The sequence below is a fragment of the Streptomyces zinciresistens K42 genome, from assembly GCF_000225525.1.
In the GTDB taxonomy this organism is placed as follows: Bacteria; Actinomycetota; Actinomycetes; order Streptomycetales; family Streptomycetaceae; genus Streptomyces; species Streptomyces zinciresistens.
The window spans coordinates 1-23,551 of sequence record NZ_AGBF01000001.1 but is presented as its reverse complement, the minus strand read 5'-3'; the positions used below and the strand labels follow the sequence as shown (position 1 = coordinate 23,551).

Here is a 23,551-nt window from a genome sequence, read left to right as displayed (position 1 = left end):
ACCCGCGAGGCCGGAAGGTACGTGCCGTAGCGCGCGGCGGCGCCGGGCAACGCCGCCACCGGCGCGGTGGCTTCCAACACTGAGACGGACGGAGCGGACGACCGGCATCAGGCCCAGGCGGCACCGTGCCGCGGATCCCGCGCCGTTCGTGTCGGCCCCTCACGGATTTGCCGTACCGCTTCTGACCTGGCGCTGCGTAAGGTTGCAGTCACATGCCAGAACGGGGAGAGGACGGCACCGGGGTGAGAACGGACGGACACTGGAGTGATCACGCGGCCTGCCGGGCCGCCGACCCCGAGGAACTGTTCGCCGACGGGGCGGGACAGAACAGGTCGAAGGTGATCTGCTTCGGATGCCCCGTGCGCACGGAATGCCTCGCCCACGCCCTCGACAACCGCGTCGAGCATGGCGTGTGGGGCGGCATGACCGAGCGCGAGCGGCGCGCCCTGCTGCGCCGTCGCCCGACAGTCACGTCCTGGCGGCGGCTACTGGACACCGCGCGCCAGGAACACCGAGCCCACATCGGGCGCGTTGCGGACTCCGGCGCGCGGTTGCCCGAGGCCAGTTGAGGGATCGCCCGGACGTCCCGGCCACAGCGCGATCAAGTCGTGGCTGACCAAGAAGCTGCACCGGCGGCCTGAGCCGGTGCAGCGGGCACTGCGCCGCGGGGGCTCGTGGCCTCCGCGGCGCCCTCGGCGCCCTCGGCGGTGTTACGCGTGCGACTCCGTCCGTGCGGCACGGATCTGTGTGAGCAGGCCGTCTGCCGCGTTCGCCTTGGCAGTTGCCTTCTTCGTCGCAGAAGCGGTGGCGGACAGGCTCTGACCGCCCATATCGGCGCGTGCCGTGCACGAGAAGACCATCTGATGGCCGGGGCCGTCGCTGGACATTCCGTACGTCAGGCCGGTGATGACCCGGGTCTGCTCGAGTTCGTTGAGTACCGAAACCGGGGAACGGTCCTCAGCGGGCGGGAGGGCCTTCGAGGCGGGTGCGGCCCCGGTGCGATCCCAGGATGCAAGATCACGCGAGGGGTCGGGCAGGTCGGCCAGGCGGGCGAGCAGGCTCAGAGCGGCCTGGTGACGGGCTCCCTTCTTCGTGGAGGCCGAGCGCTCGGCGCCGGTGACCTGGTCGTCGCCGGAGGTCCAGGATGCCTGGGCACGGAAGACGGCGTCGTGCCCCTGGCCTCGGGCCTCGACGGTGAACTCGGGCAGCTCGCACCCGTTGACCTGGGCGTGTACCGAGAGGACGGACACGGCCGTCTCCGGCGACGCCGCGATGGCTTGCAGGCACGCGACGCGGGCCGGCTGCCATCCGGCCCCGCCCGCGACGAGCAAGACGAGCTGCTGCTCCAGGGAGGTGAGATTCTGGTCGGCGGCGCGTCGGGCGGCCTCGTCGACGAGCGAGGGCCCGGCGATCTGCTCCTTGCAGCCTCGTTTGAGGATGGCGTGGAAGGCCGCGCTGTCGAGCCTGGAGTAGTCGGCTGAGTCATCGGCCGCGGCGCGCCGTGTGCGGGAGTGCGTGACGGACTTCCTCGACTCGCTCTCGGCTTCTCGGTCCTGGCGCGCGCCGTCGTTCAGGGCCTGCGCGACGGCGTGGAGCTCGTCGGCGGAGTAGGGGCTGGCGGTCTTGTCGAGGTGGCTGAGGATGATCCGTTGCACCACCAGGTCGGCATAGCGCCGCAGCGGCGAGGTGCCGTGGAGGTAGCCGGGAAGGTTCAGGCCCCAGTGTCCGCCCATGAACGGCGCGTACTCGGCGGCCCTGAGGGTCATGAGAGTGCGTTGCTGCAGCGCCGCCAGCCGGGCGTCGGAGCGGGCGGTGAAGGCAAGGTCAAGGTCGTGGAGCAGGACGTCCCGGGGCGGGGCGACCTTGGAGGCGGAGTGGTTGCGGAAGAGCACCGGAAGGTCGCGTTCGGCAGCCCACCCGGCCAGCGCCGTGTTTGCGGCGATCATGCACTCCTGAACGATCACATAGGCGATGTTCCGTTCGAAGGATGCCAGCCGCACCACAGTGCCGTCCTCGTCGGTGGCCCACCCGGACAGCAGGTCGTACAGGGCGAGTGCCCCGTGCTCCCGCCGGCGCGCGAGGAGAACTTCGCTCACCGCGGCGGCCTGGCGCAGACCGGCGTGCAGGGGGTGGTCGGAGTTGCGGACCGCGGCGGCGACCTCGGCGTGGTCCATGGCCAGGGCGCCGCGCACCGTGGCCCGCTCGACCTCGACGTGATTCACGGATCCGTCCCGGCCGACCTTCATCTGCACCGCCAACGCCGGGCATGCGCGCCCGGGTGCCAGTGTCAGTCGATCTTCCACGGGCCGTGGAAGCATTTTGGCCCGGCCACGCCAGCCGCCGTAGGCCGACTCGCGTCGCCGCAGGGCTTTGCGGTCGGCGTCGCTGCCCAGGGCGACTCCGGAGGCGACGTCGGCGACATAGACCGTCAGCCGCCATCCGTCACTCGTCGGGTGGACCGCGATGGCGTCGTCGCGGTCGACGGTCTCCTTGCTGTCGATCATGACCGGGTCGGTAAGGGCACCGACGGGCGAGCCGGCGGTGAACTGAACGCGGGACAAAAGAGGAGTTCCTTCCTGGGCCACACAGTGTCGTCGGGCGCCGGTGCAAGGCGGGCGCACCAACGAGGTACTTCGCATGATGCCGAACGGCGGGCGCAGTTGGCCGGGCATCGGCAGAAGCGCGCCAACCAGCGATCCTGAAGAGGGACATCAACTGCGGTCGAACGTAGAGGTTTTGGGTAGGTAGGTGCTGTCTACGGGGGCCGTACGAGCTCCCGACGCCGGGGGTTTACGCGGTTTCGGTGGTGTCGTACAGCTTGGTGACGTATGTGCGGGTCTGTTCCTCCCAGTGTAGGTTCAGAATGCGGCCGATCACGGCCGCTGCGGTCATCGGACACACCACGTCGGCGGCCTGCTGGGCTCGGGTCCTGATGCCTTCGCCGCGCCCGATGTGGGTCCACGGGTAGTCGCTGCGGAAGCCGACCAGACGGCCGATGTCGTTTTGGTGGATGCGCTGTCCGCTGTCCTCGTCCTTCCAGCCGTAGGCCGTGGCCGTCACACAGTTCGAGGGCCGGTCCGCGGAGAAGCCCCCGCCGCCCTTGGGTCGGCCGGTGCGCGGGTCGATCCCGCGCTGTCCCCGGGTGTTGACCCGACGTCCCGGCCCCCAGCCGACGCACTGGGCGAACGTCGTTACAGGGAAGGGCGTTTCGGGGTGAACGCTGATGACAGGCGTCTGGTTGCGGTAGGCGGTCAGGAAGCGCCGCTTGCGGTGCGAGGGCGACCCGTGCTCCACGGAGTCCAGGGTCATGGCCTCCGTGGTGCGCCATCCGGCCTGCTCGAACTCGAAGAAGATCGCTTCCTCGATCTCGGCCGGAAGGGCGCTGGACTGCTCGACGGCGACCCACTCGACCGATCCGTTGCTGCACAGCATGGCCAGCGGCCAGATGGCCGCCTCGGCCATCAGCCCGGCCCGCTCGTCCTCGAGGCCGGCGAGCTGGCCTCGGACCTCGGGCCACGTCTCTCCCGAGCGCGGGGCGCAGCCGGCATCGGACCCGTCGGCGTGCACGGTCTGCAGGTAGCCGGCCGCGCCTCCCACGGATCGGATCACCGAGCAGACCAGCTCGATCGCCGCGACCTCGTGCCCCCGGCGGCGCCCTGCGGGACTGAAGGCCTGGCACGGCGGGGAGAGGATGACACCGACGACCCACTGCAGCGCTGGGTGTTCAGGGTCCAGGGCGGCGACGTCGGCGACGATGCACACGTGTCCGGCGGCATTCGCGGTAGCGGCCGCGCCGGGGTCCAGGTCGACGCCGATCATGTCGACGTCCGCCCCCAGCACACGGCAGATCCCCTCGCTCCAGCCGCCCGGTCCGTGGAACAGGTTCACGATCCGCGGCCGGAGCGCCACCCCGTGCGCATCTGTCTCGGGAGGCCACAGCCAGCGAACCGGCCACGGCGCCGCGTACCAGGTGAGGAGCGCGAGCGTGTCCGCGTCCAGCGCCGCCAGCCGCTCGGCCGTCATGGGACCGGCTTCGCCAAGCAGGCCCAGCGTCAGCGCGGCGAGCTCGCCGCGGGCAGCGTCGGCCAGGCCCTGGAGCTCGTCCTGTCCGGCCCCCTCGTCAATCCGGTACGTGCACTCGGCGACCCGCTCCTGCGCCACGAAGGCCCACTCCGCCGCCTCGGGCCCGGGGTGCTCAGCGGCGTACGCGGTCAAAGCCGCTGCCGTGGCCCGGCACGCGGCGAGCGCCGGGTTCCCCTCGGCTCGGACGAAGGAGTGGGCGCCATCTGGCATCTCACCGGCCGCAGCCGGGACAAATCCGTGAGCCTCGCGCCGGACAGGCTGTGTCGGCTTGCGGCTCGGACGGGCGCCGGAGCGAGACGGCCCGCCTGGCCGGGGCCGATCCCCTGGCCGGGCTGATGGTGCGTGCGTGGCCCTGCGGCCGGCGCGTAGTGCCTGGCCCATCGCCTAGGACCGCGGGGTGTTGTCGGTGTAGCAGCCGCGGTTGAACCGCTTCCGGCCCTCACGCCAGCCGTGCTCGTACGCCTCGTGCTGGTCACGGTGGTAGCTCGGCACGGCGGGGCGGCGGCGGTCGTGCTCCGTGCCGTACGCCCTGACGAAGGCGGCGTGGTCCCAGCCGTGTTCGACCCCCGACTGCCACGCCCGTCCGGCGGACGAGAACGCCTGCCCGTACGCGACCGGCACGGCACGCATGGAGCGCAGCACGAAACCCTCCAGCAGCCCCAGCACGTCGTCCGCGCGCCCCTCATGGGCGACGTCGTACCCGGCGGCCCGCAAGGCCCCCTCGCACGCGCCGCGCACCGCGCGGGCCTCTCTGGCGAGCGTGGTGATGAGCTTGTGCTCGGCACGGCGCCGGGCCTTGCTGCCCAGCTCATGCCGGTCGACGGCGGCGCGCTCCTCGGAGGTCACGTAGCGCGGCGCGAATGTGATCAGCACGCCTTCCTCCGGGACGGCCGTGACGGTGGCGCGCCCGCGGTGCGCGGCCGGGATCGAGACGAGTGCGTGCGTGGTGGCGTCGCGGACGGAGGCGGTCATGGAAGCGGTGCTTTCTGCACAGGCGTGCGGCTGACGTTGGCGTTCCTCAGAGGAGGAGGAGCGTCGTTCGTGGTCCCGCCGGGCCGGAAGATCCGGCCCGGCGGGAACGACATGGGCTGGGCGTTACGCGCTCTTGGGACTCTTTCGCGCGGCGCTGCGTCCGGCCTCGGGGACGGGGCGCTCGCCGCGCGCCATCGCGGTGAACGCGGCGCCCGGGCGGAACACGATCCGCCTGCCTGCGGGGACCAGGACTCGTTCACCGGTCTGCGGATTGCGTGCGCGGCGCGCGGGGGTGTGGACCGCCTGGAGCTTGCCGAACCCGGTCACGGAGACGGCGTCGCCGTCCAGGACGCGCCGGACCAGCGTGTCCAGTACCAGTTCCAGGGCCTCAGCGGCCCGGGCGGTGGAGATGCTGCCGTTGGCCGCGATCTCCTTGATCAGCTGCTGCTTGTTCAAGGTACTTCTCGTTTCTGCTCATGAAGTCGGCGTGCTCGAAGAGGCGCTCGTGGCGCCACCGCTCGCCCAACTCCCCTAAGACTACTGCAATAAATCCAATTAAGCAACCTACGGGGGTGAGTCCACGGAAGAGCGCGGTGGCGGGGAGAGAAGCCCGGCCTCCCGCCCCGCCACCGCGTCCACCGGATCAGCCGAGGTAGTCCATGACCAGTGCGGCGAAGGCGTCCGGCGAGAGCACCTCCACACCCAGCTGCTGGGCCCTGGCCGCCTTCGTGCTCAGCTTGCCGCCGGCCGCCGGAGCAGCGACGAGGTAGTCCGTGTTGGCGGTGACGCTGCTGCCCGCCTGGCCGCCGGCCTTCTGGATCAGCGCGGTCATGTCGCTGCGCCCGAGGCCTTCGAGGAAGCCGGTCATCCTTCCGGTGACGATCACGACCTTGCCGGTCAGCGGCCCCTGACCCGTGCTGGCGGCCTCGGGCTCCGTCAGGGTGACGCCCGCGGCCACGAGCTTGTCGATGACCGGCCCCTGGTCGGCGAGCTGCTGGACGATGACGGGCGCCTTCTCCGCGCCGATGCCGTCCACCTCGCGCAGGGTCGCCGCGTCCGCGCGGCGGATGGCCTCCATGGTGCCGAAGTGGGCAGCGATCCGGCGGGACATGCTGCGCCCGGTGCCGACGATGCCGAGAGCGCAGAGGATGCGGTTGAGCGGCAGTGACTTGGCCTGCTGGATCTGTTCGGCCAGCTTGGCTCCGCGCCTGGCGCTGCCGGAGGCCTCGGTGAGCTGTTCGGTGCTGAGGGTGAAGAGGTCGGCGACATCCCGGACGGCTCCGGCGTCAACGAGGGCCTTGACGTACCGGGCGCCCAGGCCGTCGATGTCGAGCTGGTCGCGCCCGGCGGCGTACTCGATCAGGGCGGGCAGACGGCACGCGGTGCCCTTGACGCAGCGCCACCGCTCCTGGCTCTTGTCGATCTCTCCGCCGCAGTTCGGGCACCGCTCCGGCAGCGGCACCGGCACGGCGTCCTTGGGCCTGCGGGCCACCACCGCGGCCTCGACCCTGGGAATCACATCGCCGGCCTTGTGCACGGTCACCGTGTCGCCCAGGTGGAGATCCCTGCGTCGGATGTCGCCGGGGTTGTGCAGCGTGGCACGCGACACCATGCTTCCTTCCACCTCGACGGGCTTTAGCTCGGCGGTCGGCGCGATGATGCCGGTCCGGCCCGTCTCCCAGCTGACAGCGGTGAGCACGGTCATGCGCTCCACGGCCGGCAGCTTGTGGGCGACCGCCCAGTACGGGAACCGGCTCCCGGCCCCCAGTGCGGCCTGCTCAGCCGCACTGACGGCCTTGACGACGACACCGTCGATGTCGAACGGCAGCGAGCCGCGCTGTTCCCTGATCTCCTCGACACGCCGTGCAGCCTCGGCCAGCGTGTCCACCACGACGCTGCCGGTCGGCGTGTCGCTGATCGTCTGGACCCCCGCATCGCCGACCGCCTTCAGGACTTCCAGGTGCGTGGCTCCCCCGCGTACGAACGTCTCTCCCGGAAGGTCGACCGCGCCGAACGCGAAGAACGTCATCGGCAGCGTGTAGTCGCGGTCCCTGGCCCGCAGCGTGCCGGAGGCCCCAGCGCGCGGGTTGGCGAACGGCTTCGCACCGTGTGCGGCACGCACCTCGTTCGCGCGCTGGAACTGGTCACGGGTAAACAGGGCCTCGCCGCGCACTTCGAACGTCAGCGGCTCCGTCAGGCGGACGGGCAGTCCGACGATCGTGCCAGCCACGTGGCTGATGTCCTCACCGTGGCTGCCGCTTCCCCGGGTGAGAACCTGGGTCAGGCGGCCGCGGACGTAGCGGGCGGCGATGGCGTTGCCGTCGAGCTTGGCCTCCACTGCCCAGCCACCGGCGAGAGGGCGGCCCAGCCTCCGGTCCGCCGAGGCTCCCCAGTCGAGCAGTTGCTCGCGGCTGAAGACGTTGTCCAGCGACAGCATCACCTTCGTGTGGGGGACATCGCCCGTCGGTGCCGCGCCCGCCCCGACCTTGCCGGTCGGAGAGTCCGCGGCAACGTCCTGCGGGTGGTCCTTTTCCCAGGCCGCGATGGCTCGGATGAGCCGGTCGTAGGTCACGTCGTCGAGCGGGCTGTCCCCGTCGCCGAAGTAGGCCTTGGCGGCCTCGACCACCTGGCGGACCGCTGCCAGGTAGTCGTCGCGGCTGGACAGCACCGGTTCTGAGGCAAGGGTGGTCATGAAGAATCCCGATTCATATGAGATGTGGTGATGTGGCGGCGCATCAACGTGCCGCCGCGGGACGGCCCGCCGGGCGGCGGGCCGTAGTAAGGAGGGCGCAGAGCCGAGGTGTCAGGCCCGGCTGCCGACGGCGACGGCCGCGGCGATGTGCGCCAGCTTGGTGCGCAGGGTGAGGGACATGGAGGCGTACGCGGGCACCATGTCGGGGTGCTGCGTGTCGAGCAGCCACTCCTCAACGAGCGCCAGCCGCGCCCGCAGCCGGGCATCCTGTTCAGCGAGCTGTGGGGAGGCCGCGCCGACAGGGACAGGCAACTCGGGAGCTTGGCCCGTGACGGGCGCAAGGACGGCCGCGGTAAATCCCAGGGGCAGGCCGGCCCCCGGAGACCGGGAGGCAAGGATCTCCGCGTCCTGGAGCGCGAGGACTGCGTCCGCTGGAGCCGCGACGGCGTCCGCGTCCGGCTCAGCGTCGACGAAGGCGATGACCACCGTGTCGAGCAGTTCCGCGATGCGCTCCAGAGCCCCGCGGTCGGGGTGCTGCCTGGCACCGCTGCGGATGACGTCCGCGAGCGCACTGGCGATCAGCGCGGCGTGCTGGGAGGGCGTTGTGATCAAGGAAGCGTCCTTCCGGGAGTCGACGGGCCTGACTGCGGGAGGCGGGAGGCGGCGTGGTGAGCGGCCGGGGCCGGGCGGATCAAAGGACAAGGCGGCCGTGGCGGTAGCGGGCGGACGGCGGCACCGCACACCCGGGAAGCAGACCGGTGACGACCCTTGCCGGAGCCCCCGGCACTTCAGTGAGCCCGACCCCGGGGACGAGGGGCTTCACAGCACTCTGGTGCCCGGGCATCTTGCGCACCTGCATGCCGTTGGGCAGTGCGACGAGCAGCCGTTCCTGCCCCGCCGTGTAGCCGTGCCGGGTGTAGAAGCCGGCGAGCCCGGGCGGGTGCTCCAGCACGAGCAGGCGAAGCCCCGCGAGGCGGCTGTGATGCTCGGCCGCGCGCAGCAGTTCGCTGGCGATGCCCTGTCCCCGGACGTCGGGCGCGACCGCAACACCCCCGATGTACAGGACGCTGCGTACCAGTTCGATGCGTAGGGGGTGGGTCTCGGTCCAGTGAGGCGGGCTGGCCATCAGCACGCCGACGATGCGGTCGCCGAGTCGAGCCGTCAGGCACAGGCAGTCTCCGTGCGTGAGCCGTCCCGGCTGCAAGGAGAGGGCCACCGGGACTGTGCGCGGGACCGGCTCGCCAGGGCTGACCAGCGACAGCAGATCGCAGACCGCGTCCAGGTCGCGGAAGCGGGCGCGTCCGATACGTACAGGGGGTGTGGGTTCAGGAGAAGCGTCGTGCTGCATGGGTTCCGTCCAGAAGGCGGGAGACCGCCGGGTGAATCATCGGTGCCGGACCCACGTGGGCGTCCGGGAAACGGCCTGTGAGGAGGCCGGCGTGTGAAGGAGAGCGATCAGCTCTCAGGCATGCCCACACGCTACATGAATAAATCCAATTATGCAACACTCTGGGTTCGGTTCGCCACCCATTCCGGCCCGGTCTGCCGGGTGGGTGCAACCGGGACGGCGAGGTAGAACTCGAGGACCGCCAGGTGCCGAGCCACCGGATCGCCGAAGGCGAACCTCGCGCGCCGCAACTCGCCCCCGGCCGTCATGCCTACGATCCGGTCCTCCATCAGCGTGTACGTCTGGGCAAGGGCGACTTCGATGCGGTCGCCGGCGGCGTGAAGCCGCGGGCACACCTGCAGTGCATACGCCGCACAGTCCTGATGGAGCGGCGGCTCCAGGTAGTACCCGGCGTCCGTCTCGCCGACGAACGCCAGCTGTTCCATGGTGGCGATACCCTTTGTGCACAGACCGCACAGTCGCTGGACCATGAACTCGCGCTGCCGAACCGGGCATTGCTCGCCGAAAGCGGGATTTCCGCGCCCCGGCGTGCATGGGCAGGTGATGTGACCTCCCAGTTCGTCGTTCGACGTTACGAGGATCGAACCGTCGTCATCCGCCTCGTACCAGGAGATGTTGCCGGGGACTGGACGTCCCGCAGTGTTGCGGGGCAGCTGGGCGACGTGCTGCGGCATGGGCACACTGCGCCAGGAACCGTTCACTGAATTACTCCGTTTCGCACTTCTCGGTGTCGGCGTTGTCGCCGAAGGTGCGCTCTTCGATGAAGCGTCGCGAGTGGGCGCGAGCGGAGCCCGCTGCCCGAACATCTAGAGACTATCGAAGTAAATCCAATTAGACAATACTGATGTCCCTGCTCGTGGTCACGCGGCCAGCGGGACCTGTTCCTCCGCCGCACGGCCCAGCGACGGGCCGCCACCTGGCAGGCTGACGCCATGACTTCCGTCGACGACGCCCTGAGGCTCGTGTGGCCGGCCGAGCTGCGTACCGACCGTCTCCACTTGCGGCCGGTCACCACAGATGACGCTCCCCTCGTACGCCAGTTGCTGACCGATGCCACAGTCCGCGCCCACCTCGGCGGCCCGGCCTCGGAGGAGCGCGTCGCCGCGCGGCAGACCACGTACCCGACGACAGCAGGCGCCTGGACCGTCGTCCGGGCAGCCGACGACCAGCCGGTCGGCCTGGTGACCATCGGCCCCGACCACCGGTGCGAAGGCGCCGCCGAGATCTCCTACCAGCTGCTCCCCTCTGCCTGGGGCAAAGGGCTGGGACGGGAAGCGGTGGCCGCGGCCGTCAGCTGGTGGACAGAGACCGTACCCAAGGGCGGCCCCATGGTCGCGGTCACCCAGACGGCGAACGCAGGGTCGCGCCGCTTGCTGGAGTCGATCGGGATGACGCTCGTCGACGAGTTCGAGGAGCACGGGCAGCCTCAGTGCCTCTACACCCCCGCCGTAGACCAAGAGGACACCGATCTGCGCTGGGCCCGCCTGATCGCCGAGCGCGTGGACACCGCCGAGAGGCGCCGCGGAGCACAGGCTCGCGCGACCGCGATGGGCCAAGAGCTTCCGGACAACCTGACAGCACTGTCTGACGGCGACCTGGCCCAACTCTGCCCTGATCGGCATGGTGCCTACGGCCGTATCTGTGCCCGCACCGCCGGTCACCTGCCGGACCTTCACCTGGGCCGAGCCCCTGACGGCGCGTGGATCGCCTGGCTGACGAGCGATGGGCTCGAAGATACCTGATCCGGTGATCAGCGCTTTGGCGCTCCTCGACATGGTCGGAGAGCGTCGGGCGTGCGAGTCGGGCACGCAGCTGCATCCCAGTTCGGCGCTGCCCGCGGGACTGGGAGTCTAAGTGCTGGTCACCTCGTGCGAGTGGTCATTGACCGTTCACCCCTCGCCGGCCTGTTTCGACGTGCAGGCTCGTCCGTAAAACGACGTCAGGCAGGGAGGCCCGCGGTGCTCGACACGGAGCTGCACGAAGACCTGGAGGAGATCGTCACCATGAGGGCGATCATGTGCGTGGAAGGGCCGGAAGCACTCCAGTACACCGGGGCCGTCACTCGGGCGGTGGTACAGCTGTCCGAAGAGGCGCCGGAAGTCGCGTGGATCGATGCCAAGGCTCCGCGGGACCGCGCTGCGGCGGTGGATGCCCTGTACACCGCGCTGCACCTGGACAGTGCCCATGGCCCGCGGCCACGTAGCCTGGCGGATGCCGAGAGCCTGATCGTTGCCGAACTCACGCGTACCCCACGCCTGGTCGTGGTGCTCGGCGCCCACGAACTGCGCACCGTCGCGTTGGAGATGCTGTACGGCATGTGGGCGCACCTGGTGCCCGGGAAGTTCGCGTGGGTACTGACCGGCCGGAGCGGAGAGCTGGAGAACGTCCTGGCGCACCCGGCCCTGGCAAGCCTGCAGTCCTGCGTCTTCCTGCGGCACCGGGTCCCCGAGCCGGCATGACGTTCCAGCCCCCCCCGGCGCTCCTGATGAATACGCCCGGGTCGCTCCGACCCCGCTGACCGGGAGGCGGCGCTACGCCTCCCGCGTCGCGGCTTGACGCCGCGCCGCTTCCTCGGGCGTCTCCACAATCGGCTGTGACGCGCCAGGCCTCGACCGGGTGAGCGTGCTCGGCGGCCGACGGCGCGCTTCAGGCCCCGTCTTCCGGGTTCCGCGGCGCCGGTCCGTCAGATGTAGAGGTGTTGTCGGTGGCTTGCGTGGCGCTCGGGCTCGGTCGCGACGGTCGGACCCCCGTGCTCGCGGGCGCGGTTGTTGGCGGCGGTCACGCAGTCTGAGCAGACAAGCCGCGGGACCGAGGTCGGTGTGCGGCCAAGAGTCGGCTGCCCGGTTGCAGGATCGATCTCCACTGCGGTGGCGCACCGGGCGCACATGGTCGTGAGGGCGGCACAGGACCAGCACGGGCCGGTCACGGTCAGTTCGTCGGGGGTCATGGGGAAGCTCCTCCTGGAGTCACGGGATTTCGGTAGCGGGAAGGGCGCGGACATCGGCGAGCACATCCGCGACGAGCCGGTGCTCGAACAAGGCGAGTGCCAGGAGCAGTTCGCAGATGCGGGCGGCGTAGTCGCGGAAGCGGGTGCTGGTGAGGGACTTCACGTACCCCGGCCACACGAGGTGGGGCTTGTACTCCGGGAGGGCCGTGAGATGCGGAGGGAGGGGCTCGTGGTCGGGACGTGTCCATATCTGTCCGCCGGGCGGCTCCGTCTCTGCCTTCGTCCAGCCCTTGCTCGCGAGGTAGGTCTCTACCTGAGCAGGTGTCAGGGCCTGTACGGCGTCGATGTCCAGGAATACGTACTGCTGGACGAGCATCATGCCTCCGTGGATCAAGGTCACCGTAGATACCTCGACCCTACATCAATAAATCCATTTAAGCAATATCATTGGGTGTGATGCTGCGGGATGGCGGCTCGGCCCGCGCGCGGCGGTCGGCGGCGGGCCGGGGCGGGGCGGCTGTTACGAGCGAGTGCCGGATCGGTGGGGGACGATTCGCACTGCTCGGCGGGGGTCGACGTCGCGGCCCCTGGGGCCGTTGACGTGCGCCTGGACGGGAACGCGGATGGGCTTGCACTCGCCGCCGGCCTCGATGATGGCGCGGTGCTGGCGGGGGTTGGGGCAGCGGTTCTGGTACCTCGCGCTGACTTCCCAGCGGAGCGTGTCGTCTTTCCACTTGGGGCCGGAGTCATCGGTGGCCGCTCGGGCCGGGTCGCTGGGGGCCTGCGCATGGACGGGTTCGCGGATGATGCGGATGCGGCGCTTGCGGACGGTCCGGTTGCTGCGCTTGTTCTTGCGGCTGCGGCTGGTTGGCTTGGCGCCGGTGCTGTCGTTCTGGGGGACGCTCACGACGTCCTCGTCGGGGGTGGTGAGGGTGTCCGGCGCGTCGGCGGGACGGCGCAGATCCCAGAAGGCGAGGAGGATCGCGAGACTGCTGGCCGGGTCCGGCGCTCCGAAGAGGCGGTAGTTGCTGTAGCCGCCGAGCATCCCCTCGTGGAGGGTGATCACGCCGTTGGGGCAGTACGGGCCACGGGGCAGTTCGGCGGAGGCGGCGAGCCGGGGCGGAAGGCGGGTGGGGATCAGGCGGGTGGCGGTGATGGTCTCGACGTCGAGGACGAGCTCATCGCCGGTGCCTTCCATGTGCCAGGCCATGCCGTAGAGCGGGTGTAGGTCGTCGAGGCTGATCGGGGTGGGGAAGTAGACGAGCCCGTCGCGGGCGGGGGCGGCGTCTTCGAGGTTCCCGGCGACGACGCTGTCGTTGTTCACGAAGGGGTGCTCGGCGATGCGCGCGGCCATGCTGTGAGGGGCGACCCATACATCGCTGGTGCGGTAGGCGGCGGCGAAGTTGGCGCACTGGGCGAGATAGGCGCTGAGAGCGTCGTCGGTCGGGTCCTCGCCGGTCATGGTGATGTACATGGCCTGGAAAAGGTCCATGCCGAGCGGCACGCCGCGGACGGGCTTGCCCCAGAAGTCGGCAAGCCGTGCACGCATTCGCTCGGCGTGGCGGGCGAGTCCGGTGACGGTGGGAGGTGCGGCGGGGATCGGGGCGAAGGGCGTCGTCTTGGTCACGAGGGCTCCTGTGGGGCGGCCTGCGGCTCGGCAGAGCGGCCGCCGGGGCAAGTGGTGGGAGCTGCGGGGCAGGCGCCAGTGGGCCGCAGCGGGCCCTCGGCGGCTCTGTCTCACCCGAGGTTCACCCTCGATATTACAGGAATAAATCCAATTAAGCAATACAGAGTCGGTGGTGATCCCTCAGCGGCATATCGTGCAGCTCGACGTGCCCGTGCCGCGCGACCCTCAGGTGACAGACCGACCACCGACCACCGACCACCGACCACCGACCACCGACCACCGACCACCGACCACCGACCACCGACCACCGACCACCGACCACCGACCACCGAAGGATGTCTACCGATGCGCGTTGACCTGCAGACCGGCGTATGTACCTATCAGTTCGTGGTCGACCGGCTCGAGGAACGTCGTGGCGAGCAGTACCCCGCCGGGCGCGAGGAGTACGAAGCCGATTGGACCGCCGCCCATGATCTGGAAAAGACCTTCGCCGAGGCCATAAACGCCAACGACCTTGCTACAGCCGAAAGTCTTCTCCAGGAACTCATGAATTTGGCCGAACGGTGGCGGGACCACCCTGACCACCCGGATAACCACGACGAGCGCCAACCCCACGACGCTGTAGTGGGCAACCAGGAATAAGGCGGAATCGGGTAATTCCATGAGCCTTGGATATCCCGGCGATCACGTAAGCGTTCCGGACTTAATCGGGCAGGCGTCCGCTTAGTTTAGTGGCGCATCAGCCAAGGCCGGTGAGCGGGGACAGCGTCACGCCAAGCTCATGCTCCGGCTCCGCGTGCGGGACACCGTCCGCGCCCAGGAACAGGTAGAAGTACGCCGTCGTCAGCTGCCTCGGAGCTGAGGTCCCGCCCACGGTGCTCAAGTTGCCGGCAGAGTAGACATGCGGCAGCCAGCTCGGGCCCACGATCGCTTCCACCCAGGCCCGCGCCTCCGCCGTGTCAACGGCCTGGCGCGTGCCGAGCTGCTTGTGCTTCGCTGCGACCGACAGCGTCAGCACGCTCCCCTCCCGGCCCGGCCGCTCCAGGAGTACGGCCTGGTCCGTGATGTCCCCGACGATGGTCAGGACGGCATGCCGGTCAGTCACTGAACGCACCGGTCCGAAACTGTGCGGCACCGTCTTTCCCTCCGCCCGCATCTGCTCCAGCACGGTTGTGGGCACCACGGCGGCCAGGCCGCTGTCGGCCGGGTCCGTGGAGAAAAGGCTCCGGCGAAAACGCCGCAGCTCCTCCTCCTGCTTACGCAAGACTGTACGAATATCCACACACATGCCGTCAACGTTACAAGCCGTCCCCGACCAGGTCAGGGCGGGTGCTCACCCCTCTGCCCGGAGCAGAGCGATCACGGTGGCGTCGTCGCGATATCCGCCCTCGTCCGCCGCGGCCGCCGCGACCAAGGCCGCCGCGAGCAACTGCGGGTCGTCCGCGTGCTCGCGGCACAGCCGGGCCAGCATTTCCGCGGGCACCTGGTCGGAGACCCCGTCGGACATCAGCAGCACCAACGAGACCTCCGAGGGGACCTGAACCTGCCGGCACGTCGCCGCCCCGGCCTGGGCCAACCCGAGCCTCGACCAGTTGTCATGCTTGACGGCGTCGAGTTCCACGGCGGCACCCCCGTTCCACCGGAGCCAGTTCCCCATCGTCTGGTCGGTCGACCACTGCCTGAGCGTGATCCCGTCCCACCCGTAGGCCCTGCAGTCCCCGATCCAGTGGACGCTGGTCGGCTGTCCCGGCTGCGCGCAGGCGAGGACCGCGGACGCGTGCGGGGGCCGGTCGTAGGCCGCGGCCATCTGCCCGGCCGTCATCAGGCCGGCCAGGCCGCCCACCGCGATTCCGATGTGGGTGATGACCGCCGGGGTAATCGCCGCATACCGGACCACGGCCGGATGATGGCCGGCCCCGTCGACCACCGCGGCGCACACGACGTCACCGCGGCGCTGCACGTCGGCTCCGTCCGCGCAGGGCGGTTCCGTCCCAGGCCGCTGCGCCAACCCCACCACGATCTTCTCGACTGCCACCGCGCGGGCGCCGTGCTCTTCCATCGTCCATGCCTCCGTTCCAGGGGCCGGTGTGGCCCTCTCGCCCTACAGGCCGCTCGAGGCAGAGGAGTGGACTTTTTGACGAAGTTGCGGCGGGTGTGACGTGTGTGACCGATCCTCCGTCGACGGAGTCGTACGGGCGGCTGCGAGGGGAGCGGGGGATCCGGAAACCGAGGGTGCGCGGTCAGACCGGCTGAGATCATGGCAGGAGGGTCAGCTGATGACCATGGCACAGCAGTGGGGGCGGCGATGGACGAGATGAACACGGTGCGCGCGGTCGCGATCGACTACAAGGCGGTCCTGCGCTCGCCCGGGCGCGCCCACGACGGAATCGCCGACTTCCTGCAGTGGCTCGGCGAACGCGGCATCTCCTTCGTGCTGCTCACGACCGACTCCCTCGACGCCGAGGCCGCCATGAGGGCCGCTGGCCTGCCCGCGCCCGCCCTCCACCTGTGCCGTGACGACATCCCCGGCCAGCCGGCCCGCGGCGGCGCGGCCTGGCTGCTGACGGTCGCCGACCGCCTCAAGCTGCGCGCAAATCAGCTTGTCATCGTGGGGACCTCCGAGCTGGACTGGCGCACCGGCATCAACGCCGGCGTCGTCCACATCTTCGCCCGCTGGGCCAACCACGTGCGGAACGCGAAGGGCATGATCACTCTGTCGGCGGACCAGCCGAGCGATGTCGGTGAGCTCCTGGAGCACTTCCTCCTGGACGAGCCTCGCTGGGCCTTCAGCCACGACGATGACGCCCGCTCCTTCAAGATCCGCTCGCTGCTGCCCCCCAACGTGCGCTTCCCTCAGGCCCCTGCCCGGACCTTCGAGCTCCAGGACGTCTTCACCCGCGGCCGCAGCATCACCGTCGGCACCCAAGACGCCCGCGACATCCTGATGCTGCGGCTGCTCTCCTCCGCCTACCTCGACGGCACCCTGCCCCACCGCAGCCTCTTCTGCGTCTACCCCAGCAGCTCCCCGGGCCAGGTAAGCCAGCAGCTCGCCGGCTTCCTCACCAAGGCCAAGGCCATGGTCGGCTCCTACTACCGCGAAGACCTCCTCGAGCGCACCGGCCAGGCCCCCGACACCAGCCTGGAGCGGTGGAGGAGGAGCCGCGGCGAGGCGAGCACGGCGGACATCTCGATCGGCGCCCAGGCCCGCACCGTCCGGATCAACCCCAAGTACAAGGGCAAGCTCAAAGGCAAAACCGTGATCGTCTTCGACGACTTCACCACCGAAGGCAAGTCGATCGAATGGGCCCGCACCCTCCTGACCAGCGCCAAGGCGGAGCAGGTCATCGCCCTGACCATCGGCAAGTACGGCGCCTCTCGCCACACCGCCTACCAGCTGCGACCCGGCACGACGATCGACCCCTTCCAGGTCAGCTACCACCTGGCCGCCACGAACTTCGTGACGACGCCCGTCACCGGAGCCGCAGGCCCGGGCCCCGATGATGCTCTGAAGGCCACGATGTCCCACTTCATCGCCGCCGCGCAGAGCACCGAATGATCTTGCCCTCTGTGCGGCCGCCGGAGCCGGCGCGGCCCGGGCGGCCGGTACCGAGGATCGAGTCGACCGTGCCCTTGTCTCCCGTACGCGGACCGCGTACGCCATGATGGGAAGTGGCCCGAGTACCTCGCTTCATCCTTCGAACATCCCGGGGCCACGAGTAGAAGGACACCTTGATGGACCTCGATATCACCGCTGAGCAGCACGATCTGCTGACCCTGTGCGCGCTGCGCGCCGGCGACGCCACCCTCGACTGGAGCCTGATCGCCCGCGGCGCCCACAGCCCCGAGGGCTTGGCCGCGCTCATGGACGGACAGCTGTACGAGGACTCACGTGCCGCAACCAAGAACCGCCCCCTGCTGCAGCAGGCCCTGACCGTCGGCCTCGACGACGCGCGCGCCCGCGTCGACGACGAGCTGGCCGCGGCCGGCAAGATCGGCGCACGCTTGGTCACGGTCCTCGACAAGGACTACCCGGCGAACCTGCGGGTGATCGGCAACCTGCCGCCGTTCCTCTTCTACCGCGGCGAGCTCGACCAGCGCGACGCCCGCTCCATCGCGATCGTCGGCACCCGCCAGGCCTCCGAGGCCGGGCTGCGCCGGGCGGCCCGGATGGCCCGCGAGCTCGTCGACCACGACGTCGTGATCGCCAGCGGACTCGCCAAGGGCATCGACGCAGCCGCCCACCAGGCCACGCTCGCTGCCGGAGGCCGCACATTCGCGGTCATGGGCACCGGCATCGCCGCCCCGATCTACCCGGCGGAGAATCGTCCGCTCGCCAAGGCCATCCTGGACGCGGGAGGGGCTCTGCTGAGCCAGTTCTGGCCCACGAGCCCTCCGGCGAAGTACACCTTCCCCCGCCGCAACGTCGTCACGTCCGGCACCACCCTGGGCAGCGTCGTCATCGAGGCCTCCAGCACCTCGGGCGCCAAGATGCAGGCCCGCCTGGCCGCCGAGCACGGCAAGCTCGTCTTCCTGATCCGCTCCCTCGCCGACACCCAGCCCTGGGCCAAGAAGATGCTCGACGAGGGCCGGGCGATCCTGGTCACCGCCTCCAGCGACATCACCGACCGCCTCGGCCAGGCCGCGGACATCCAGGCCGCCGGACAGCAGCGCCAGCAGCTCGCCCTGGCCGGCCTGTGACGGCAGGTCTCCCGGATCCGGCAGGTTTCCCCGACTGCCCGGTGTGCGCCTACCGCATCACCGGCACCGCCCGCCTGTGCTCCGACTGCGCCGGCCGCACCCTCCAGCCCGTCGCGGAGCCCCATTGCCCTGTCTGCTCCCAGGGCCTCGCACCCGGCAGGCCGTGCAGCAACGCGGTGTGCTCGCTGCCGGAGGCCGAACGGGGGTTCTCGCGCGTCGACGCGGTGGCCATGTACTCCGGAGCCCTGCGCGACAAGATCCACAAACTGAAGTACGAGGGGAAGACGGGCTGGGCGATGATCTTCGGCCGCCTACTCGTCGGCTGGATGGAGAGCCACCCCGAGGCCATGCGGGGTGTCGACTATGTCGTCGGCAATCCGACCCACAAGGGGCGTCAGCCCATCCAGCACATCGAGGCGATCATGGACGCCGCTTACACGGAGGACGTCACACGGGCGTACCCGCTCAGCCCGCCAGGCGGCCACCGGCTGGTGAAGCAGACCGAGACAGCCCGGTCCGCGAGCCGCACCCTTGACGAGAAGCGCGCGGCCGCCGCCGCGCATGCGGCCGCTCTGACCTGGACCGGAGACACCGGCGACATCAAAGGGGCCACCGTCCTCCTTGTCGACGACGTCCTCACCAGCGGATCGCAGCTCCAGCACGTCGCGCGTCGGCTCCGGGCGACCGGTGCCGCCGACGTCCGGGGACTCGTTCTCGCACGCGTCCCCTGGAGCGGATGACCTCACCGTCGCGAGCGGGCTGGCTTGCCCTGCAGTCACGTCGGACTGGTGGGTGCACCAGTCGCGGACAGAGCCCGGCGCCTTGTACCCGGCGTACGGAACTCATCCGCCGCACGACGGGCCGACACCCAGAACGGCAGCATCACGCCGTAGCAGACCGGAGGACCGGCCGCCGCGGCCGCCATGAGACCCCATGGGCACGGTGTCGAGGCGAAGGGGACGCGACCGGCAGACGCCGGGACGGTCGCGTCTGCCCGACTACGGTGATCACCATGACACTGGGGGAGAATCTGCAACGCCACGCCGCGCAGGCCGTGGTGTCGACGGCGATCATCAGCGAGGCCGTCATGACGCACCTGCGCGGGCCGGCAGCCGGGATCGCCGTCGCCGTCGCGGTGGCCGCGGGCGGGCTGTGGGCGATTCAAGGGCGCGCCCGTCAGCAGTCGGCGGTCGCCTTGGGGCCGACAGCCCAGGCTCTGACCTGGCAGGTTCACGCAGACCGCAAGCCTCGCCCCTCCGACAGCGACACGCACAAACGCATCGCTGCCAGGATGCGGCAGACCACCGAGCACGTACGCCGCACCACCGCCGAGCGTGGACTGGAGAAGGTCACCCTGGGCACCTCCGACGAGACCGGCAGCTGGGCCGATGCCCGCTCCACCGGCCACGGCGGCCGGGGACACGTCTGGCTCGGCATGCGGTGGCTCCACCCCCGTCACACCGCCCACCTCCCCGCGGTCCTGGAGCATGAGCTCGCCCACCTCCAGCGCCGCGACACTGGCAAGCGCCTCGCCGCCGAGTCCCTCGCCGTGGCGGTAGTCGGCCTGCTCGCCGGCCTCCTGTCCTTGCCTGCCTTCCTCCTTGCCGCAACGGCCGCCTGGATGCTGACCGTCCTGTTCTTCTGGTGGGGCGAACTCGCCTGTGACCTCGCGGCCGTCCGCTTCTGCGGCCGGGCCGCTGTGGCCGACATGTGGCGCGAGGACCTTGAGCGCGACCAAGCACGCTCGCTCCTGCCCCGGGTTTGGGCGACGACCCGCAGCCTGTGCACCCATCCACCGACGCGCCTTCGAATCCTCTTCGCCGAGCACGCCCCGACGCCCAGCCAACCGGCCGTCCTGCCCCGGCACCCTCTGCACGTGCCGGCAACCAGCTGACCCTCGCAAGCCTGCTGATCAGGCTGTCCGACGGACTGTCGGGGCTCTGCCGGGTCACCGGCAGAGCGAACGACCGTCTCGTCTCGCATGCCCGCCCGAGGAGTCCTGGCCCGTCGCGCTGTCCGGCCTCACGTTGCTGCTGGACGTGCAGCCTCCGGTGCTGGTAGGAAGCGGACCGGAACGCCGGGAGAGCCCCCGGCAGGGGAGGGAAGCATGCCGAGTGATGCAGACAGCGGGGGCGTCCTGGCGGACGTGACGACGGTCCGCGACGTCGTCGGCGCTGTTGTCCCTGCCCGCCGGGCGTCTCCCTCCGAGCAAGTGCTTCTGGACTGGCTGGAGTTGCACCTTGCGCTGGAGGGCCGGCTGGACCACGACGGCACCGCCAGCTGGAAGCATCGTTCGGTGTACGAGCTCGTCGCCGCGCACGGCCGCTGGTTCATCCCCGCTGCCCTCCCGGCCGAGGTCCAGGCCCTCCCGGAGCGGCAGTGCTTCGCCAACGCGGCGGCGACCGAGCAGGAACACCCGCACCTGGCCTACACCGAGGGCTTCGCCGTCGCGGACGGCAGCCCCGTACCGACGGCCCACGCCTGGTGTACGGACGCGAACGGCTATGTGATCGATCCGACCTGGTCGGACCTCGGGGGCAGTGCGTACCTGGGAATCGTTCTGCCCCCGCCCCTGCGCCCGTGCGCGCCCCGCAACTGGGGCGTCTTGGAGGCACCTGACTCCTTGTACCGGCTGCTGCGCGACGGCCTGTGAGTCGGCCGGGGGCCCTGATGGGCGCCCGGCCAAGAAGGAGCGCGGTGTTCTGTCCAGCGGATCCGTCGGCAGCTCCTCTCCGCAGTTGCGTCAGGGGCAGGCGACACACCGGAGCTCGGTGCGCTCTGCCTCGCTGCGGCTCGTGACCGTCGCACGCCGTTCTGACGTCATGCCCGCCGCCCGCCCCGCCCGGACCTGGGTCGCCGCGTTACGCCGGCCCCCGGGGGTGTAGGGGTTAGTCGTTGCCGATCCGTGAGGCCCAGTCGGAGAGGGCGGCGAAGTCGTGGTGCTGCAGCCCCTTGCGTGGGTCGACGCGGTGAAGGAGCGCGGGGCCACTGTGATGTCGAGCGACGTAGTCGCGGTCGACATCCTCGATTTGATCATCGACCCACGCGAAGGGGCGACCTGCTGCATATTGGACGACCGTCCATGTTTTCACGTAGGTACCGTCAGGGCGGATAGTGAATTGGTCGTCAAACTCGATGACGGGAAAGTCGTGTTCACGTGGCAGACCGATACGCCAACCGATCCACTCGTTCGCGTCGTGCTCCCAGGTGGTGGCCCAGACCAAATCGAAAGGTAGCGCCATCAGGGCCGAGCCGTGTGCGGGGTTGAGCCATACACGAAGGGGCCTGATTCGATTCTCAGGAACCCCCGGGTGCTGGGAAATCCAGTTATCCGGCTTGAGGCGGTGTGTTTGATAGCCGGGCGGTCGTCGGTGTGGCTTTGCGTCGAATGGGTTCAGTGGTCCGTCGACGTCGAGCATCAGCAAAGGCCGGGGGCGAGTCAATTTAGCGATTCCTTCTGAGCTGCGTAAGGCATTTACGGTCGAATGGCAACTAGAGGCGCTCCTGGCGGGACTCGAACCCGCGCCGAGTAGGTGGGCTTGGACAACGCGCTTCCCTGCCGGGGGTTCGAAACTGCTCGCGCGGTTTCTCGTTGAGGTTCCCCAACCCTGGAGCTTTTGGCTGGCCAGGGCCCGGTCCCGGTGCATCCGCAACCGTCCCACCGTGTCGTCGTTCCGTTTTACGACCGCTCTTCCTTCTGAGCTACAGGAGCCTGACTGCAACTGTCACACTACGGGATTAAATCCAATTATGCAACTTGCGGGGCGGGGGGTCCTCCGCTGCCGCCGCCCGCGATGGGGGCGTCAGGAGGTGGACATGGACTTCGCCGCCGCAGGCGACGACGTCAGATCCCCCAGGAGTGACCGGAGGCCCTCGACGGTGCCGCAGCATTCGGCGAGGAACTGCACCTGGGCCGTTGCCCCCTGATTGTTCACGCTGCTCGCCCGCGCGTCGGCCGCCTCGTGAACTTGCTCGTAAGCGTCCGCGTCGCTCGACTCCGGGTGCGCGCCGCCGTTGTACTCGTCGGCCCCGTCCTCGTTGGCCGCGTCGTGCACGGCTTCGTCGAGGTCGCCCTCCCCGATGCCGAACTCGGCCACCAGGGCTTCGGCTTCCTCCTCGGAGATGACGGACTGAGGGTCGTCCTCGGCCGGTGGTGTCACGTCCATCCGAAGGGCGCGCCGGGTAGCGGTCCGGCGGCTCTCCACCCGCCACACGTTCCAGCCGGCGGCCTGGAACACCGAGGCGATGCCGTCAAGGGCCTGGTTACGGGCGGCCCGCACGCTCCGGGTGTCCCGCGTCCTCATGCCCCGCTCGTCCTGCGCCCCATTGATGAACCAGACCACTTCCAGCGTCCGGCCCGCCCCCGGCCACACGAACGCGCCCTGTGGCCCCTGCGCGCTGTGCCACTCCCGGTAGAGCATCTTCCGGCCCGGCACCGTCGCCAGCGTCACACCGCCCGCCCGTAGCACCCCCAGCGCTGTGACGACCGCCGGCTCCTGCGCATACTCGGGCAGCGTGCCCACCGCGTCCGGCTCCGCTCCGCTGTTCGGACCCTCCGCCATGGGGGACGTCGTACTACACATCAAGTGGTCCTCTCTCAACAGGATGACGGCGAGCTCGTGACCGTCGCCGTTCGATGGTCTGGTGCTCAGGGTTGGCCTGGGTCCGGCAATGAAGCAGTGGCCCAGGTGCAGCTAGGACGGCTGGCGTCGCGGGGCTTGGCGAGCTCCACGCCATGCCCCTGACCGCGCCACCCCGTCTCCGGCCGATTGATCAGTTGCCTCGCTGCGACGTGTAGTGGAAGTGGGCGTAGGTGATCGCGTCGGGCCAGAGGCCGAGCGCGCGCAGATACTTTCGGAGGGCATCGTCCTTGGTGCGCCCGGTGACGCGGATCGGCTTGCGGCCGTCGTGGCCGCACGCGTCGTCCACGTACCAGCCGGTGGCTCGGCCCGCAGCGTTGCGGGTGCGTCCCAGAGTGCCCTGGGGTTGCTTGGGGGAGCGGGTGCCCTGGGGGACGGTCACGACACCGCTGCCCGGCTTGGTCAGGGTGACCTCGACTACGGCGAGACGGCCTGTGGCTTTCAGGTGCAGTCGCATCACCTGGTCGACGGCGACAGCCGGGAC

The 23,551-nt window shown here is 69.9% G+C and carries 25 protein-coding genes; 9 read left to right on the top strand and 16 right to left on the bottom strand.

Annotated elements, in window-relative coordinates:
• Positions 1–212: 212 nt before the first annotated feature.
• Positions 213–569 (top strand): WhiB family transcriptional regulator, encoded by a 357-nt coding sequence (locus SZN_RS00125; protein WP_050814967.1) that lies wholly within the window; start codon positions 213–215, stop codon positions 567–569.
• 141 nt (positions 570–710) lie between these two features.
• Here SZN_RS00125 and SZN_RS00120 read toward each other — a convergent pair whose 3' ends face one another.
• The 8 genes from SZN_RS00120 to SZN_RS00085 form a co-directional block, all read right to left on the bottom strand.
• Entirely contained in the window at positions 711–2,504 is a 1,794-nt protein-coding gene (locus SZN_RS00120) for a ribonuclease catalytic domain-containing protein (protein ID WP_167546263.1), read from the bottom strand.
• 286 nt (positions 2,505–2,790) lie between these two features.
• Positions 2,791–4,215: a DNA cytosine methyltransferase gene (locus SZN_RS00115; RefSeq protein WP_007490357.1), complete on the bottom strand. Its 1,425-nt coding sequence runs from the start codon at positions 4,213–4,215 to the stop codon at positions 2,791–2,793.
• Between the two features lie 252 nt (positions 4,216–4,467).
• Entirely contained in the window at positions 4,468–5,055 is a 588-nt protein-coding gene (locus SZN_RS00110) for a hypothetical protein (protein WP_007490355.1), read from the bottom strand.
• A 123-nt stretch (positions 5,056–5,178) separates the two neighbouring features.
• On the bottom strand, positions 5,179–5,511 hold the full coding sequence (locus SZN_RS43105) for an HU family DNA-binding protein (RefSeq protein WP_007490353.1): 333 nt from the start codon (positions 5,509–5,511) through the stop codon (positions 5,179–5,181).
• 187 nt (positions 5,512–5,698) lie between these two features.
• Positions 5,699–7,747 carry an NAD-dependent DNA ligase LigA gene (gene ligA, locus SZN_RS00100; RefSeq protein WP_043727097.1) on the bottom strand — a complete coding sequence of 683 codons (2,049 nt, stop codon included), beginning with the start codon at positions 7,745–7,747 and terminating at the stop codon, positions 5,699–5,701.
• 111 nt (positions 7,748–7,858) lie between these two features.
• Positions 7,859–8,359 (bottom strand): hypothetical protein, encoded by a 501-nt coding sequence (locus SZN_RS00095; RefSeq protein WP_007490349.1) that lies wholly within the window; start codon positions 8,357–8,359, stop codon positions 7,859–7,861.
• A gap of 79 nt (positions 8,360–8,438) precedes the next feature.
• Complete coding sequence (locus SZN_RS00090; RefSeq protein WP_007490347.1) at positions 8,439–9,095, bottom strand: GNAT family N-acetyltransferase; 657 nt, start codon at positions 9,093–9,095, stop codon at positions 8,439–8,441.
• Between the two features lie 149 nt (positions 9,096–9,244).
• Complete coding sequence (locus SZN_RS00085) at positions 9,245–9,829, bottom strand: hypothetical protein (protein ID WP_043727095.1); 585 nt, start codon at positions 9,827–9,829, stop codon at positions 9,245–9,247.
• Between the two features lie 258 nt (positions 9,830–10,087).
• On the opposite strand from SZN_RS00085, the gene SZN_RS37475 reads away from it, so the two are divergent.
• Together SZN_RS37475 and SZN_RS00075 are read left to right on the top strand one after the other, a co-directional pair.
• Entirely contained in the window at positions 10,088–10,897 is an 810-nt protein-coding gene (locus tag SZN_RS37475) for a GNAT family N-acetyltransferase (RefSeq protein ID WP_007490344.1), read from the top strand.
• 216 nt (positions 10,898–11,113) lie between these two features.
• Positions 11,114–11,614 (top strand): hypothetical protein, encoded by a 501-nt coding sequence (locus tag SZN_RS00075; RefSeq protein ID WP_007490342.1) that lies wholly within the window; start codon positions 11,114–11,116, stop codon positions 11,612–11,614.
• Between the two features lie 224 nt (positions 11,615–11,838).
• Here the strand turns inward: SZN_RS00075 and SZN_RS00070 are convergent, their stop codons facing one another.
• The 3 genes from SZN_RS00070 to SZN_RS00060 all read right to left on the bottom strand — a co-directional run bounded on the left by SZN_RS00070 (position 11,839) and on the right by SZN_RS00060 (position 13,729).
• Positions 11,839–12,102: a hypothetical protein gene (locus tag SZN_RS00070; protein ID WP_007490340.1), complete on the bottom strand. Its 264-nt coding sequence runs from the start codon at positions 12,100–12,102 to the stop codon at positions 11,839–11,841.
• A 19-nt stretch (positions 12,103–12,121) separates the two neighbouring features.
• Positions 12,122–12,502 carry a hypothetical protein gene (locus SZN_RS00065; RefSeq protein ID WP_007490338.1) on the bottom strand — a complete coding sequence of 127 codons (381 nt, stop codon included), beginning with the start codon at positions 12,500–12,502 and terminating at the stop codon, positions 12,122–12,124.
• Positions 12,503–12,622: 120 nt separating this feature from the next.
• Entirely contained in the window at positions 12,623–13,729 is a 1,107-nt protein-coding gene (locus tag SZN_RS00060; protein ID WP_007490337.1) for a hypothetical protein, read from the bottom strand.
• Between the two features lie 345 nt (positions 13,730–14,074).
• Between SZN_RS00060 and SZN_RS37980 the strand changes: the two genes are divergently transcribed.
• Entirely contained in the window at positions 14,075–14,371 is a 297-nt protein-coding gene (locus SZN_RS37980; protein WP_078508299.1) for a hypothetical protein, read from the top strand.
• A gap of 97 nt (positions 14,372–14,468) precedes the next feature.
• On the opposite strand, the gene SZN_RS00050 is transcribed toward SZN_RS37980, so the two are convergent.
• Positions 14,469–14,993, bottom strand: a complete 525-nt coding sequence (locus SZN_RS00050) for a hypothetical protein (protein ID WP_244313256.1) — start codon at positions 14,991–14,993, stop codon at positions 14,469–14,471.
• A 69-nt stretch (positions 14,994–15,062) separates the two neighbouring features.
• Positions 15,063–15,788, bottom strand: a complete 726-nt coding sequence (locus tag SZN_RS00045; protein ID WP_007490332.1) for a SpoIIE family protein phosphatase — start codon at positions 15,786–15,788, stop codon at positions 15,063–15,065.
• Positions 15,789–16,034: 246 nt separating this feature from the next.
• On the opposite strand from SZN_RS00045, the gene SZN_RS00040 reads away from it, so the two are divergent.
• The 5 genes from SZN_RS00040 to SZN_RS00020 all read left to right on the top strand — a co-directional run bounded on the left by SZN_RS00040 (position 16,035) and on the right by SZN_RS00020 (position 21,080).
• Positions 16,035–17,285, top strand: coding sequence for a hypothetical protein (locus tag SZN_RS00040; protein WP_139063487.1), 1,251 nt, complete (start codon positions 16,035–16,037; stop codon positions 17,283–17,285).
• A 176-nt stretch (positions 17,286–17,461) separates the two neighbouring features.
• On the top strand, positions 17,462–18,427 hold the full coding sequence (locus SZN_RS00035; RefSeq protein ID WP_007490327.1) for a DNA-processing protein DprA: 966 nt from the start codon (positions 17,462–17,464) through the stop codon (positions 18,425–18,427).
• Entirely contained in the window at positions 18,424–19,167 is a 744-nt protein-coding gene (locus tag SZN_RS42160) for a ComF family protein (protein ID WP_244313255.1), read from the top strand. Before SZN_RS00035 ends, SZN_RS42160 begins: the two co-directional genes overlap by 4 nt.
• Before the next feature lie 272 nt (positions 19,168–19,439).
• Complete coding sequence (locus tag SZN_RS40770; protein ID WP_167546262.1) at positions 19,440–20,321, top strand: M48 family metalloprotease; 882 nt, start codon at positions 19,440–19,442, stop codon at positions 20,319–20,321.
• A 213-nt stretch (positions 20,322–20,534) separates the two neighbouring features.
• Positions 20,535–21,080, top strand: a complete 546-nt coding sequence (locus SZN_RS00020) for a hypothetical protein (RefSeq protein ID WP_043727094.1) — start codon at positions 20,535–20,537, stop codon at positions 21,078–21,080.
• 235 nt (positions 21,081–21,315) lie between these two features.
• Here the strand turns inward: SZN_RS00020 and SZN_RS00015 are convergent, their stop codons facing one another.
• The 3 genes from SZN_RS00015 to SZN_RS41190 all read right to left on the bottom strand — a co-directional run.
• Positions 21,316–21,846: a hypothetical protein gene (locus SZN_RS00015; protein WP_043727092.1), complete on the bottom strand. Its 531-nt coding sequence runs from the start codon at positions 21,844–21,846 to the stop codon at positions 21,316–21,318.
• Positions 21,847–22,230: 384 nt separating this feature from the next.
• Positions 22,231–22,989 carry a hypothetical protein gene (locus tag SZN_RS00010; protein WP_043727090.1) on the bottom strand — a complete coding sequence of 253 codons (759 nt, stop codon included), beginning with the start codon at positions 22,987–22,989 and terminating at the stop codon, positions 22,231–22,233.
• 211 nt (positions 22,990–23,200) lie between these two features.
• The coding region (locus tag SZN_RS41190; protein WP_007490318.1) for a hypothetical protein at positions 23,201–23,551 on the bottom strand (351 nt) is incomplete at its 5' end.